Here is a 13,802-nt window from a genome sequence, read left to right as displayed (position 1 = left end):
AACTGGCCGGCGGAATGCCGGGGTTCCCGATTTGTTGTCAGCGGCAGACCATAAAAATCCGCTGCGAGAAGGTCTTTGGGGAAGACACATCCCTTTCGGCGGTTGATTGCCCGACCGGGATGCGCCCGGGTTCAGCACTGGCTCACACGCACCAGCGCCCGCGAGATCCCCTGCGACAGCACACCGCCGCCGGCGGCGCGCAAAACCTCCTCCGACTTCGGATCCAGCCTGGCTGAGAAGCGGTTACGCCGGACTGTGGTGCTCTTGGAAGCCGCGGGATCGGTGGCACCGCCATCTCCCGCCATCTCAAGCAGATCGGGCAGCTCGGCGAACCGCTTGGCCAGCTCGCGCATGCCCGCGCAGACGTTGCCGTTGCCCAGTCGCAGCAAGATGGCCACGTCCGCCTGCCGCAGCGTGACCATGATTCGCCGCGGGTAGGCCACGCCGTCAACGCTTTTTCTTCCCTGGCAACGGCCCAGGCCGCCGCGATGACCTCGACGACGTTCAGAGAGCGCTTGCTCGATGGCCAGCGACTCGTCCGCCGTGAACTCCGTGAGCCGGACCGCAGGAACTCGTCCGCCCTCGCCCCCCTGTTCGGCGACCGTGTCGGAAATCAGGCGATACCGAGGAGCGTTAGCCGCCCGTCCTGTGCGCAGCAGGTAGCCGATGCCTTCGACCGCCGGTGCCGCGCTGGCGTCTTCGCAAGTCAGGTTCCCGTGATTCACTTGACCTCCCGACGTCACCAGGCGCATGCGGACACGGGCTACCAGGCGCGCGTGCTTGTCCTTGGCTGACCCCGTAGGGATGCTTGGCAGAGACTGGAGCCATTCCCTGGATTGGGCCCGGGTCGGGAACATGACGTCGATAAGGTCCACACGCGTCGCGGTCGATGTAAGAGCGCCGGCGTGGCCACGCGGCTCGGCGCGATCAGTTTGCATCTGCATGCCTCACCTCCCACGAGTGCTCTGCGTCCACGCAAAGACCACTCGCAAACGGCGCCGCCATGCCAACTTGCCCGCCAAGCCGGTTTACAGCCCTGCCAAGCGATTTCCCTCCTTTCCGGCTCCCATCGGATACGCAATGACTTCGAGTGGCTGTGTTGCCCCGCCTCATCGCTCCAAGGTGGTGTTTTTCTGTCATGTCTCTCTCGCTCAGCTAGCAGATGACGCCAGGCGCATACGGCGGTGGCTCGGCCAGTCCAGGTGCAGCACACCCGCGCCGGCCTCCGTCAATCGGTCAAAGCCAGCCGGTGTGAGAAGGTCGCGCAAGACCTCAGGCGGCTCATTCGTCGTCACGATCGTCGGCTTGCGAGCGCCCCACCGCATGTCGATGACATTGAAGAAGCTGGAGCGCTCGAAGTCATTGCCCAGCGATTTGCCGACGTCGTCGACCACCAGCACGTCAACGGCGGCCAGCCGATCGACCAGCTGCGCTTCCTCGGGCCTGGCATTGAAGCTGCGCGCTGCGCGCAGGCGATCCATCAGCGAGATTGCGCGCACGTAGTGCCCGGAGAGCCCGGCCAGCTGACATTTGCGCAACAGTGCGATCGCCAAGTGCGTCTTACCCGTGCCGCTCTCGCCCCACAACACAAGGCTGCCTGCGCTTTCCGCATCGGCCAGCCTCTGCGCGTGGCGCTTGATCTCCATCACGACGACCTCCTGCCGCCGCGACGAGCACGCGTATGTCTCGAACGTTGCATCGGCGAATATCGCCGGTGTCTGGCTTTCGGTGTCCATCACGCGCAGACCAGATTCGCGGGAGCAAGACGGGCAGCCGGGCAGCGCCCGCAGAACCCCCTGCGCATCCAGCTTGTACGGCCGCCACGCGCCGTGGCGCTCGCAACGCTCCACCCTTTCGTGGGGTGCCTCAGCGGGCATCGCCTGTTCAACCACACCGGGCTGACGATCGGCCAGGGTCTGCTGCAGACGGGCCAGTGCCGCATGCAGGCCCGCGCTGCGTGTGTTCGGGGTCATGGTCGCCTCCCTCGAGATCAGAACGCCGTCACGCTGCGGTCATTGGCCGCCCGCGCGGCCGCGACGACCGGGGGGAAATCCGGCAGTTCCTCTGGGCGCAGTGGGATCGGCGGGCTCTGCAGCCAGCCGCGCTGCCTGTCCGTGCGCATCTTGGCCACGCGCTCGGGCAATCGATCGATCCCCACCTGCACGACTTGGCCATAGGGCTCAAGCTCGGCCAGCGTGCGCTGGACCAGATCCGCGTCGATTGCGTCAAGGAGCACGCAGTCCTCGCCAAGCAAGTACAGCCCGCCGTCAAAGCGCAGCACGCGGCGATCCTCCGGGCCTCCTCCCGGAGCAGCGGGGAAGTGATCGAATCGGTTGTAGCTATCGCCCGGCTGCACGCCGAGCCGCGACACCTTACCGGCGCCGCTGGCTTTGTCCGAGCCAGCCGTGTATCGGCCCTCGAGGACCTTGTTGAAGTTGGTCGGCCGCAGCAACCAGCGCAAGTCCGCCGTCCAGTTCTTGTCGTTTTCGCCATGCAGGAAGCGGCTTGCGGCAACCAGACCGAAGAAATGCTCGAGCGCCTCCAGCCCCTGCTCACGCGTCGCAAAGCCGAACTCCTCAATGCCAACGCCCCGCTTGCCGGCTTCCAACCCTTCGCGCCAACGGGCGGTCAGATGCGTCTCCGAATCAGACCCCCTCCACCGTGAGGGCAGCACCCTTGGCAAACGCGGCAACATGCGGTGGTACAGGTCGATGATCTGCGTGTGGGGACAGGGGATCGGTCCGAGCGTCTCAAGCGTTGGGGCGGATCCATCCAACGACTGCGCCGCTGGCAGCTTGAAGGGAGGATCCTGCGTAAGCAGGTCCGTCATATCCCCTTTAGGGGATGGTTTACCTAAATGCTCCTGCTTATGCTTATGAGGGGGGGTATGTCCGTCACCCTGCCTATCACCCTGGCCGACACCCTGCGGGTAACCGTTTCCAGTATCAACCCCGAAGCGTTGATTTTTCGAGGTCTCAGCATCGTCGCCATCCACAGGATCGCGCGTCACGCCTTCACCGTGGGAGGCATCTGCGCCGCCCGCTGTCTGGGCTGAAGATTGCCCCTGATTGGCACCTTGAAGCCCCCCCTGCAAACCACCCTGTGAGTCACCCTGGCCGACACCCTGCTGGTAACCGTTTCTCGCAGATTCAACGGCCGGCTTTTTGGGCCCCTTGGCCGACCCAGACATCGAGGGGGCCCGCCCTGCCTTCGGAGGGTTCGTCATCGACTGATCGCGGTCCATGAACAAGCGGTTCGGCTCATCGTCGAATGCAGTCTTGAAGGCTTCGGCAAAGCCCTTGCCAAGTTGGCAGATGAAGTGCGCCAGATGAGTCCGTGCAACATTGCGAAGATCGCATTCCGGGATGTCGCGGAATGCTCGCCCCCATGAGATCACCACGCTAGGACTCTCGGGCGGGTTGTAGACGACCGCGCGGGGGATGAAGACCATGCGCGCCGCCCAGTCCGCCCGTGCCATGCCCGCCGACTCGATTTCAGACCACGTCTGCACAAACTCGTCGAGCTCCATGCGCATCTCTTCGGCCGCAGTGGACTTGCCGAGCCGAAACAGGCCCGGGATCTTGCTCGTGTGCGGACCCGTGAGCATGAATACCCACAGCAGCTGCGCGTCGCGCGACAGCCCCGTGAACCGCTGGTCGCTCCACATCCGGCAATAGATGCGACGATAAAGCCCTTCAGGCCGCAACGAGCCGCCGGACTCTGCTGCTTTTCTCATGCATAGTCTCCGACGAGCTCATCCGCCACCGACTGCGGCAACAACGCGGGGTCAATGGCTTTGCCCGCCGCGCGCGCGAAAGCGGCTCCGCGTCGTTGCGCGTGCTCCAGCATTTCCTGCACCCACCGGTCCCGAAGAGCGCATTCCGGGATCTGGTCCGCGCTGCGAAGCCGATGGATGAGAACGTTTGGATTGGCAGGCGGCTCGGCAGCTTCCATCCAGCCTGGCAGCCAAATCACATGGGTTGCCTGATCTCGCACGATGACGCCCAGATCCTCCAGTTCGCCAAGTGCCTCGACGACTTGCTCACGATCTGCGGACACCGCCTCGGCGATCGTCGCAATGCCAGCGCACGCAATGCCCGGCGGAGTCTTGCGAGACATCGTGCCTGTGACCAAGAACAAGTAGACGAGCTTGCCCATCGCGCTCATCTCACACACCTGCGGCCACTCCCACAGACTGGAGGGCAGACAACGCGAACTCTCGGTGGATTTGCTTTTCTTTCCCATGTCGCCAGTCCTCACGCCCCCAGTTCAGCGCTGTATGTCACAACCTTGCGTAGCGCAGGATTACCGCCTCGGCGCCCTGCAGCCGCCCGCTTCACCGAGAGATCTCGAGCTCGGATGAGCGCCGGCACCTCGATCTCGTAGCCGCCACCAGCCCGCGCAACCCGAATCAGCATGGCCTCTTGCAACTCGCTCAGGAGCCGCTGCGCATCCTGCTCCGAGACACCAACATGGCGGGAAATCCAGCCAGGCTCCAGCTGCATCCGGCCAAACGACTCGCTGCCCATGTCATTGCCGGAAATCAGGTACACAAGCTCCGCGTACATGCCTCGCGCAGTGAGACTCACCTGGCGCAGCTGCCTTTCGCCGAGAATCCCAAGGTCTTTGACTTTGCGTTGTCCCATGGCATGAATATCGCCAATTTCTGGCGTTGCTCGCGTTAGTAATTCTTGGATTCTGGTTTTTTGCGTTGCGTCTGTCAAGTTGGTTAGGCAAAGTAAAAATATGTCTCCTGCTTTTCATCGCAAGACGACAAGCGGCTGCATATTGCAGCCTGTCTGCAAACCAATGAGGAGTGGGACAGCATGGACAGCCAGTTGGTCGATGGCATCACGGCCGAGGGATTGGCGTGGAACGCCACGATGTACTTTGCGCCTGGCGCACCGGAGGGTGCACAGCCTGAGCGCATCATCGGCATGTACGCCAGTCGCGACGGCGGCGGCTCATTCGACGTGGATACCGTTCTCAACTTGCCGTGGGTGGTGTTCGAAGGAACCGTCACGCGCCGCCACCCGATGCTCTTGAACGTTTGCTGACCAAGCCGTCGGCACCTCCCGGTGCCGACCGGAAGAGGCGTGCGGCCCAAGTCCGTTCTAGCGGGAAACGGTTACCAGCAGGGTGTCCGTCAAGGTGTCGACACTCGCCGGGCCCACAGTCAACACACTGAAAAGCGGCTTGCAGAGGGGTGGACCATTCAGGGGCGCCGCAGTGTTCCGCCTTGGTGGCGGGACCCGCTGCTCGGGGTCGCGAGCCGCGCTGAGCCGCGCGACGACCGCCCGGACAAGTGCCAGCGCGGGCGACTCAGGCGTTCTTCACTGGCGCACCCACTCCCGACGCTCGTTGCAACAGGAAAAGCGTAGCGGCCGGGTTGTCTTCAGGCTTCGGTGGCAGTGAACCATGCGCGACGGCCCACCGTGTGCCCATCGTCATATGCGCGATCGCGGGCGATCTTGTTCGCCTCGCTCTTGCTGCGCGCGGAGACGTTTCGGTATTCGAGGCCGTTCACTTCATCCCAGGCCGGGTGTTTGAACCTAAGCACGACGTTGAACAGCTTGTATGCACCCCGCGTCTTGGCAAGGTTGGCGGCCACTGGGCGCAGACCCAAGGCGGTCTCCACCTCTTCGAGGGCGCCCATCACCGGTTCAGTGTGGTAGCCGTTGGCGAAAGCGTAGAACTTGCCGCCGTTCAGGATACCGATCCGTGCGTCCATCCTTCCCTCCACCGCCTTATCCATCAACAAACGATCGCGGTTGGACCTGACTTCCTTGGGCGCGGACCCAGTCTGGACAATGCGGGAAACGGTTACCGTCAGGGTGTGCTTCAGGGTGTCCGTCAGGCTGCCACCCAGGGTGTGCTTCAGGGTGTCCGTCAGGACATCGATGCTCGTGCGGCGACCAGTACCCGTGCGTAGCGCGTGTGCGCGTCGAAGTCCGCGGCAATCACGCGCGGCGCCTGCCACCCACATCGTTCAGGGATGCCAAGGTCGCCCGCCATCGACGAGCAATTGGCAATCGCGAACAGCACCATCCCGCCTGGCTTCAGATGCTTGCGGGCCTGATCGAGGAACATCTGGTGCAGATCGGCAACATCCGCCGACAACGGCACCACCCCATCCGAACCGTCGTACAGCGGCTCATTGAAGACGATCACGTCGAAGAGCTCATCGCCAGCCGGCGTCAGCAGGCTCCCGCCCATCGCACGGAATCGGGCTTCAAGGCCATTGGCCTGCGCATTTCGCCGTGCCGCGCGGACCGCGCTCGGATCAATGTCCGTACCGAGTACCTGCCATCCTCGACGTGCCGCGCTGAGCCCGATCGCGCCAGTCCCGCACCCCACGTCGCACAACGATTGTCCGGACCGTGGCTGATCCAGGCCTGCCGCCGCGAAGTGGTCGACGAAGAACCGGGTCGAACTACGCGGGCCCGGCTTGTACACCCCCTGCGGCGCGTACAGGTACAGGTCGTCGAACTGGATGTGCCGTTCGGCGTCTATCGCACGCACATGCGCCTGGTGCTCCACATCGAACAGCCCTTTGTTGAGCGGAATCGATAGCAATGACCGCGCGACCTGCGCGGCATCGACACCTGGTTCTGGGTTGGCCTGTGCGCCAAAGACCGGATTCGTGATCAAGGCAGCAGCTGGAGCGATCGAGGCAAGGGATCGGGCAACTCTGGTCATCTGCGAAAGACGGGGGGCGGTGTAGATCATGCCAAGATCATACTCAACCTAATGCCTGTTGTGCGGCTTAGTACGAACTTTTTTTGCTTCATGTGCTATCGTTGCGCTTACTTGTAGCGCATGCCGAGGTGCCTCCCGTGCCCACCATCTTCCTCCCGCAAGACCCAGTCGTAATCGCCGTCTTCCCACACCGCAGCCTCCTCGACGGGCCGCGGCTCGCCTTCGCCTTCAACCGCCCGGTGCTTTTCGGCGTCGACCCCGACTACTCTCTCTGCGAACCCTGGCGCTCCCTCCTACTCACCATCGGCGCCATCACAGGTTGCTCCATGGTCCCCATGCAGCCAGGCAGCAGCCAAGGTCTTCGTACGATGCTGCGCTCCTTGCGATCGGGACCGGCCGGCAGGAGTGTCTGCCTCTTCCCCCAGGGCGGCATCGACACCCTTACTGACCATGATGGCGCCAGGTGGCTCGCCAGGACCGCCGGCGTCCCACTCATGCGCGTCGATCTCGATCACGGACCAGGTGCGCGCAAGGTCCGATGGCCGAGCGTGCGTCGCTATGCATGGACAAGCACCAGCGATTGATCGGGGCAATGGGGACGGCAGGTCGGGGAGATCTCCTCTCTTTCCGGCCTCGGGCAATTCAAATGCGGTACTTCTTGTCCACGCGATGGCCGGCGTCCAGCAGCTTGCGAACGACCGTCTCTTGCAAGACGTCGAGCTTGACGTTCGATGCATCCAGATCTGTCGCCAATATTTGAGAGATTTGCTGCTGGGCACCGAGCATCAATTCGAAGCGCGCGAGGTATTTGCGGTACTGCGCATTCAGTTGCTGGAACGACAGGACTAGCTTGTGCGTCTCCTCAGCACACAGCCCAAACGATCCATCCGTTCTCAACGAGACCAGGCCCCGATAGCGCAGCACCGGCTTCACCACGAACCTTTTCGACTGCGGCGCCTGATGCCACCGCACGAGAACCGGCACGCGCTTGCCATTAGCGCCGCGCCGCCACCAACGAATGTCGTATTTTGTGTAGCCAGGCGGTTGGCTGATTCGCAGCAACTCACCGACACGTGAGATCCGCCGCTCCAACTGCACCAACTGCTTGGTGTGCTGCGCGATCAGACTTGAAAACTCCGCGCCGACAACCTTGATATGCGCCTCATTCAAGTTGTCTCGCCCTGCCTTTTGGTCCCGCAACTCTGGGTCATAGCGAGGATCTTGTCGGGCCTTTGTCAATTTATCCACCCCAATGCGCTGCAAACAAACATGTCAGATTCCAATTAATGCGCCGCATTCAATCTGCGTCGCCGAGTTGTCGGGCCGCCTTCAAGCCCTTTGCATGCGCCTCAATCAATAGACGTTCCGCCGATCGATGCGTGTGTTTGTCTCAGGTCTATGGATATGCGCCGCAATCAATGCTCATCGGCCAGCGATCCCGGCCTGGCGCAGTAGATCCCTCACCGGACCGCAGACCACGAGAACCCCGTCCACCATGCCGCTGCTCCGCTGTCGCGCCAACGGGAACCAGACCACCGGCTGAGCTCGGGCCCATCGCCCAGACCTGAGCGCTTGTGCCAGTGCCTTGTGTGCCCGCGGACTGCGCGAGACCAACCGCCCCCAGCGCACGGCCACCGCCCTCTGGGCTTTGATCTCGATCGCCCATGTCATGCCGTATGAACGTAGCAAGGCGTCTACATCGCCATATGGGCACGGAACCGACGCATGGACGACAACCTTCGAGCAGACCGCCCGGCGTAGTTCTCCGACAGCCTGCGCTTCCACCGCCTTGCCTCTCTCCCGAAACACCCCCCGGGCTACGTTCGCTCGCCCCATCAAAATCAGCAAGACACCAGTGGCCACCACGAACCATGCCGATGCGCGCCATGCTGCCCACACCAGCAGCAGCCCGACCAGCAATCTGGCCGCACCGGTAGCGTAATCCCTGCGCCAGGGAGCGTATCGATTCATAACAGATTCCTCCTCTAACTATCCTACCATTGCGCGCAACAGCAGAAAACCAGACCTACCGCCACCATTTGGGCCATGAGTCCGGAAACAAGCGAGCGAAGGCGAGCGAACATGCCCTTCCACATGTACGGTCGATCTGAGCGAGCGAAGGCGAGCGCAAAGGGGGCCCCAGGCGGTACTGCAGATGGAGCGAGTGAGCGCAGCGAGGGAGTGGAAGGGGTGTCGAAACCGCGCTTCGGACGAAGCGAGTGAGCGCAGCGAGGGAGCGCCAAGACTGACGAGAAAAATGCCTCCAGGAAAAGTTAAGGCCACCCCGGTATTGCATATAAAAGGCTATGTAGGGCACCCCGGGGTATTGCACGGCCAAACACACCAGGCACGTCTCTGGGTTCGGCACCTGAATGCCCCCAAAAGGATCTGCGTGGCTGGTTCCGCTAGCCCCTCTTGTATGGCACGCGAGCGCCCTACGTTCAGACCCTCGTGGGTAGCGCTCTGCCCAGCTGCGATGCATGGACTAACAGCCTATGACGGACGGATCCGATCTCGCGCACTCTCAACGCGCACACGCCAACCGTGGCGTCAGTAAATGGGGCAAAGAGTTAAGACGCGCAGCTATCTGACAGCGACCAGCAGCTAATGAGCAGCGTCGGGCAGCTACTCGGCAACGATTAGCAGCTATCGGGCAGCGGAGAACAGCTACGCAGCAGCCTGCATCAGCTATCCGGCAGCAGTGAGCAGCTAAACAGCAGCCAACATCAGCTATCCGGCAGCAGTGAGCAGCTAAACAGCAGCCCATATCAGCTATCCGGCAGCGATCAGCGGATGAGCAGCGGCAGCGCGCAGCTACAGAGCATCATCGAGCAGCCAATCAGCAGCGACCAGCGGCCGACTACTTGACTTCGATATGTTGCGCGGAATAGTATGTTTTACAGAATCTTTCTATGTGAGGAAAACGTGAAGGCAATCGGTCTGGATGTTGGCCACTCTGCTGTGAAACTGGCGTACTCGCGCGGCGCTCTCCCCGAAACGGCGCTGATTCCCACGGCCGTCGTACCGGCCTTCACCATCTACGACGATGGCGCAGCCAAGCGCGCAGCGCGCGAAACCGTCCAGGTCGGCGGTCGCTCCTACTTCGTAGGCGAAACTGCCATTGCCCAGGGTGGCATGCGCACCACACCCGGTCTTTTCGAGGACTGGGTGCAGACATCTCAGCACGACGCACTGCTTCTGGCCGGCCAGCGCCTGGCCATTGAATCTGGCGCGGACGAGGAAGCGTTGATCGTTCTGGGCCTGCCGGCTGGCCTTTACGCTCGCCAGCGCGACGCACTGCGCGAACGCGCGAGCCGCCTTCTGGGCACTGAAGTGATGGTGATGTCCCAGCCGTTCGGCCCGTTCAGCTTGCACATGATCGACGAGCGCGGCGTTCTCCGCTCGGCTCACGCCCTGGAGAGCGAGTCCTGGGCAGTCATCGAGGTCGGCTACTACACCACCGATTTCACTTTGCTCCGCAATGGCTTGTGGATCGAAGACAAGACCGCGTCGTGCAGCGGAGTGAGCCGAGCCACCGATCGACTGCGCAAGGCGCTCAGCGTTTCGGGCGTCTCCTCCACGCTCATGGAGTGCGAGGAAATTCTGCGCACACGCAAGATGCGCAACTTCGGCGAAATGGTCGGCGTCGATCGCGAAGTCGACGATGCGCTTGGCCCGATGATCTCGGAAATCCTGGACACAGCCGACACCCTGTTTGCTGCCGACGCGCGTGGCCTCGACGGAATCATCGTCACAGGTGGGGGCAGCGACTATGTCGTCGAGGCGATCCAGTCGCGCTGGCAACGTGTCGTCAAGCCGGCGAATCCGCGCTTCTCTGTTGCCGAAGGCATGCGCAGGCAGGGTGAGTACAAGCTGCGCATGCGGGAACCGCAGGTGGCGTGATATGGGAAAGGTCCAGCGCATCACGTTGAATATTCACTCGGACAAGCACCCCGAGTTGACCCAGTTCATCAAGAGCCTGCCGGCCGGCACGGTTGCCGTATTGCTGCGTGACAAGCTGACCCAGATCGTCAAAGAGATCGGGCCAGGCCAAGGAGATCCATTGGCTCGCCTCGAATTCCACCTGGATAGCGCACGCCAATTGCTTGAGCTCACGCGTTCGGGAGGCGTGACAGGTTGCACACAGGTTGGGCCCAAGGTAGAGCCTGCGGCGCCGGTGGCCAACCCGTCCACACCGAAAAGCGATCACACATCAACCCTTGGCATCGAGACGCCTGCGCCTGCGCCCGACAGAGCGCAGCCGACGCCAGCCCTCAGCGAAGCGGCCCGCCGGTTGGCCAACCAATTCTGAAGAACATGCCAAAGCATCCCATCTTCGTATTCGATCCTATCTCTGCCGCATGTGACCTGCTTTCTTTTGGTCATGACGAGGACTTCGTGGCGGCTTACGACTGGATCTTCAGTGGCGATCAGGAACAGGGTTCCTTCCAGCAAGTTTGTGTCGATTCCGGCTACAACCCACTGGCGCTTCAGGAGAGCATTCGCTGCGACTTTCGGATGCTGGATCGCCGCTACCGTGAGATTGTGACGGCGGGCGACGGTATCGATGCGCAGGAATTCCAGATGTGTGATGAAGACACCGGAGAGTGGCCGCTGTGAAGCTGATAATCGCAGAGAAGCCTTCGGTGGCCCGGGCCATTCAGGATTGCCTGCCGGCGACTGGATACGCTGTTACGAACTGCTTCGGCCACCTGCTTGAACTCGCGCAGCCGCATGCCTACGACCCGAAGTGGGAAAAATGGGATCCGGCCACCCTTCCAATCAAGGTCGTCAATTGGAAACTCGTCCCTAAGGACGGCGCCAAGGAGCAGATCAAGAAGATCGCGGCCCTTCTAAAGTCAGCAACCGTCGTGATCAACGCCGGCGATCCTGACCGCGAGGGCCAGCTGCTCGTCGACGAAGTCCTCGAGCACCTCGGTTGGCGCGGGCCAACACAACGCTTGATGCTGAATGCCACCGATCCAGCCTCCGTCAAGAAGGCGCTGGCAAAGATCGAGGACAACGCCAAGTATCACCCCGTACGCGACGCCGCCGCCTGCCGGCAGGGGGCCGATTGGCTGATCGGCATGAATATGTCGCGAGCCGTCACCAAGCTGCTCTCCGACGGCGCACTTGTGAGCATCGGTCGTGTCCAGACGCCCACGCTGGCCATGATTGTCCGGCGCCAGCGAGAAATCGATGCCTTTCGCTCGGAGACCTTCTACAAGCTGCGCGCGACTTTCAGAACGGATGCCGGTGCGACGATTGATCTGATGGCCGAGCCGCAGCCGCGGGTGCTGGACGAGAAGATCGCGCAGGCGCTTGCCACAGCGGTGAAGTCCAAGCGCACGAGCCTGGCGGTGGAGACCGCGGCGGCTGTGCGTCGGGCTCCGCTGCCCTATGACCTCTCCTCGTTCCAAAAGGACGCGGAGGCCGCGTTCGGTTGGACGGCCGCGCAAAGCCTGGCCAACCTTCAGGCCTCGTACGAGGCAAAGCTGACCTCGTACCCCAGAACGGACTGCCGCTACCTACCCAGCGAGCAGGCCGGCGACGCGCTGCGCATCGCAAAGGTGGTGGCCTCCGCCATCAACCCGGCGCCCGCGCCTGCACTGATTGACCTGATGCGCCCATCGTCGCGCATCTACGACAGCAAGAAGGTCGAGGAACACCATGGCGTCATTCCAACCGGGATGGTGCCCGGCTCGACGACGTCCGATGTGGTCCGCAAGGCGTGGCAGTTGGTATGTCTGCAATTCCTCCGCAGTCTTTTACCCGACTCGAAGGTTGAGGAGTCGCGCGTCTCTGCGGTGGTCGATGTCGGTGGGCGCACCATCAAATCGGTGGAATTCTCAGCGAACTATGAGCGCCTCCTGAATGCGGGTGCGTCATGGGAGGCGCTGTCCCGCTCAGGCACGCGCGAGGACGGGGATGCTGAAAAGCAAGTGCGAACACTGCCACCGGGAATTGACGACGGCGACGCTGCGATGGCGATCGCATGCGAGCAAGTTCAGGCAAAAACCACTCCGCCCAAGCCATACACGGAGGCTAGCCTGATTTCGGACATGCGTAGCGTGGCCAAATACGTACAGGATCCCAAGCTGAAGGCAGTCTTGAAGGAAACCTCCGGGATTGGCACTGCCGCGACTCAGGCCGAAACGATCGAAACACTCAAGCGCCGCAGCTTCATCCGAGTGGACAAGAAGGCGATTCGGCCCACCGAACTGGGTTGCCAGGTCATCGACTCGATTCCCCAGGAAATGACTGACCCTGGGGTGACTGCGGCGTGGGAGGATGCGCTAGGAATGATCGCCAAAGGCAAGTACGCCCCGGCGCTTTTCATGAAAGGCATCGATGCCGTGGTCGAGCGCTGGCTAGGAATGATCCGTTCCAGCGCTCGCGATGGCCGGCGCATTACTGCAGAGGCACAAAAACCTACTTCCCGATCTTCGGCATCCGCAAAGCCGGCAAGAAGTGCGTCTTCGAAGCCCGCTCGTAGAGGCGCACGATGAACTGGCGGTCTTTGATGGACAACTTGTTCCACTCTGCGTAGCTGGGGCACAGCAAGTTCGCTTTGTCTTCCTGCATCGCGTGGAACGCACGATCCATAGCGGCCTTGAGCTCGTCGGGTTCGAAGAAATCCTGTGCGGTCAGAATGCCGGCCCAAATGTAAACCTGCGCAACCGAGACGTTCAGGTAGTTCGCAATACGAACAACGAACTCACGCGAAATCGAGCGTGCCCGCTCCGCATTGGAGAGCACCGAGACAAGATACGAGTAGCTCACACCCAGTTCGATCGTCAAATCGGCCAGGCTTTGGCCGCTCTCAAGACGCCGAACGTTGATGCGCTGAGCCAGCAGGTTCGCCGGCTCCTCACTGAACTCCTCGCCCTGACTGGCACGAGCGCCCCGCCCTTTCGTCACCGTATGCGCACTCGAAACAGCCGGGATCTGCGATTTCTTCGCCTGCCGCAACGACACCGAGCCAGTCGTCAATTTCTTTCCCCTAACAGGTTGCATGGCTTATTCCCCATTGAGTAGCCGCCCTGGACAAGCGGTCGTGTTGTTAACAACTATCAATTGTATATGGTTGCTGCGATGTTGGT

General features: G+C 62.0%; 14 protein-coding genes. 5 read left to right on the top strand and 9 right to left on the bottom strand.

Going from position 1 to position 13,802, the window contains the following annotated elements; genetic code table 11:
- Nucleotides 1-131: 131 nt before the first annotated feature.
- From TK49_RS22830 to TK49_RS22810, 5 genes are all read right to left on the bottom strand, one after another.
- Nucleotides 132-944 (bottom strand): hypothetical protein, encoded by an 813-nt coding sequence (locus tag TK49_RS22830; RefSeq protein WP_045220615.1) that lies wholly within the window; start codon nt 942-944, stop codon nt 132-134.
- A 207-nt stretch (nt 945-1,151) separates the two neighbouring features.
- Entirely contained in the window at nt 1,152-1,973 is an 822-nt protein-coding gene (locus TK49_RS22825; RefSeq protein ID WP_045220613.1) for an ATP-binding protein, read from the bottom strand.
- A gap of 17 nt (nt 1,974-1,990) precedes the next feature.
- Nucleotides 1,991-3,736 carry a hypothetical protein gene (locus TK49_RS22820; RefSeq protein ID WP_045220611.1) on the bottom strand — a complete coding sequence of 582 codons (1,746 nt, stop codon included), beginning with the start codon at nt 3,734-3,736 and terminating at the stop codon, nt 1,991-1,993.
- On the bottom strand, nt 3,733-4,245 hold the full coding sequence (locus tag TK49_RS22815; RefSeq protein ID WP_045787942.1) for a helix-turn-helix domain-containing protein: 513 nt from the start codon (nt 4,243-4,245) through the stop codon (nt 3,733-3,735). The genes TK49_RS22820 and TK49_RS22815 overlap by 4 nt, the downstream gene beginning before the upstream one ends.
- Nucleotides 4,246-4,256: 11 nt before the next feature.
- A complete protein-coding gene (locus TK49_RS22810; RefSeq protein WP_157774038.1) occupies nt 4,257-4,724 on the bottom strand; it encodes a hypothetical protein in 468 nt (155 codons plus the stop codon).
- A 102-nt stretch (nt 4,725-4,826) separates the two neighbouring features.
- On the opposite strand from TK49_RS22810, the gene TK49_RS22805 reads away from it, so the two are divergent.
- Nucleotides 4,827-5,057, top strand: a complete 231-nt coding sequence (locus tag TK49_RS22805) for a hypothetical protein (RefSeq protein ID WP_024542385.1) — start codon at nt 4,827-4,829, stop codon at nt 5,055-5,057.
- A 338-nt stretch (nt 5,058-5,395) separates the two neighbouring features.
- Here TK49_RS22805 and TK49_RS22800 read toward each other — a convergent pair whose 3' ends face one another.
- From TK49_RS22800 to TK49_RS22785, 3 genes are all read right to left on the bottom strand, one after another.
- Nucleotides 5,396-5,731 carry a hypothetical protein gene (locus tag TK49_RS22800; protein WP_024542386.1) on the bottom strand — a complete coding sequence of 112 codons (336 nt, stop codon included), beginning with the start codon at nt 5,729-5,731 and terminating at the stop codon, nt 5,396-5,398.
- A gap of 158 nt (nt 5,732-5,889) precedes the next feature.
- On the bottom strand, nt 5,890-6,729 hold the full coding sequence (locus tag TK49_RS23815) for a methyltransferase (protein ID WP_082076387.1): 840 nt from the start codon (nt 6,727-6,729) through the stop codon (nt 5,890-5,892).
- Between the two features lie 612 nt (nt 6,730-7,341).
- Nucleotides 7,342-7,869, bottom strand: a complete 528-nt coding sequence (locus TK49_RS22785) for a hypothetical protein (RefSeq protein WP_024542389.1) — start codon at nt 7,867-7,869, stop codon at nt 7,342-7,344.
- Nucleotides 7,870-9,624: 1,755 nt separating this feature from the next.
- Here TK49_RS22785 and TK49_RS22775 point away from each other — a divergent pair.
- Genes TK49_RS22775 through TK49_RS22760 form a run of 4 tightly spaced genes read left to right on the top strand, consistent with a single transcriptional unit; the run spans nt 9,625 to nt 13,208 of the window.
- Nucleotides 9,625-10,602, top strand: a complete 978-nt coding sequence (locus TK49_RS22775) for a ParM/StbA family protein (RefSeq protein ID WP_024542391.1) — start codon at nt 9,625-9,627, stop codon at nt 10,600-10,602.
- A 1-nt stretch (nt 10,603) separates the two neighbouring features.
- Nucleotides 10,604-11,011: a hypothetical protein gene (locus tag TK49_RS22770; protein ID WP_024542392.1), complete on the top strand. Its 408-nt coding sequence runs from the start codon at nt 10,604-10,606 to the stop codon at nt 11,009-11,011.
- A gap of 5 nt (nt 11,012-11,016) precedes the next feature.
- Nucleotides 11,017-11,319 carry a hypothetical protein gene (locus tag TK49_RS22765; RefSeq protein ID WP_024542393.1) on the top strand — a complete coding sequence of 101 codons (303 nt, stop codon included), beginning with the start codon at nt 11,017-11,019 and terminating at the stop codon, nt 11,317-11,319.
- Complete coding sequence (locus TK49_RS22760) at nt 11,316-13,208, top strand: DNA topoisomerase (protein ID WP_024542394.1); 1,893 nt, start codon at nt 11,316-11,318, stop codon at nt 13,206-13,208. The genes TK49_RS22765 and TK49_RS22760 overlap by 4 nt, the downstream gene beginning before the upstream one ends.
- Here TK49_RS22760 and TK49_RS22755 read toward each other — a convergent pair.
- Nucleotides 13,132-13,692, bottom strand: a complete 561-nt coding sequence (locus TK49_RS22755; protein ID WP_024542395.1) for a helix-turn-helix domain-containing protein — start codon at nt 13,690-13,692, stop codon at nt 13,132-13,134. The genes TK49_RS22760 and TK49_RS22755 overlap by 77 nt on opposite strands.
- Nucleotides 13,693-13,802: the final 110 nt, after the last annotated feature.

This window comes from Ralstonia mannitolilytica (genome assembly GCF_000954135.1).
GTDB lineage: Bacteria > Pseudomonadota > Gammaproteobacteria > Burkholderiales > Burkholderiaceae > Ralstonia > Ralstonia mannitolilytica.
Note: the sequence above shows the minus strand (reverse complement) of the source record. Positions and strands in the feature narration are given on the sequence as shown.

Excerpts from the sequence above, each read along its gene's own strand:
- TK49_RS22830 (WP_045220615.1), bottom strand. The coding sequence starts at position 944 with ATGCAGATGCAAACTGATCGCGCCGAGCCGCGTGGCCACGCCGGCGCT.
- TK49_RS22825 (WP_045220613.1), bottom strand. The coding sequence starts at position 1,973 with ATGACCCCGAACACACGCAGCGCGGGCCTGCATGCGGCACTGGCCCGT.
- TK49_RS22820 (WP_045220611.1), bottom strand. The coding sequence starts at position 3,736 with ATGAGAAAAGCAGCAGAGTCCGGCGGCTCGTTGCGGCCTGAAGGGCTT.
- TK49_RS22815 (WP_045787942.1), bottom strand. The coding sequence starts at position 4,245 with ATGGGAAAGAAAAGCAAATCCACCGAGAGTTCGCGTTGTCTGCCCTCC.
- TK49_RS22805 (WP_024542385.1), top strand. The coding sequence starts at position 4,827 with ATGGACAGCCAGTTGGTCGATGGCATCACGGCCGAGGGATTGGCGTGG.
- TK49_RS22800 (WP_024542386.1), bottom strand. The coding sequence starts at position 5,731 with ATGGACGCACGGATCGGTATCCTGAACGGCGGCAAGTTCTACGCTTTC.
- TK49_RS23815 (WP_082076387.1), bottom strand. The coding sequence starts at position 6,729 with ATGATCTACACCGCCCCCCGTCTTTCGCAGATGACCAGAGTTGCCCGA.
- TK49_RS22770 (WP_024542392.1), top strand. The coding sequence starts at position 10,604 with ATGGGAAAGGTCCAGCGCATCACGTTGAATATTCACTCGGACAAGCAC.
- TK49_RS22765 (WP_024542393.1), top strand. The coding sequence starts at position 11,017 with ATGCCAAAGCATCCCATCTTCGTATTCGATCCTATCTCTGCCGCATGT.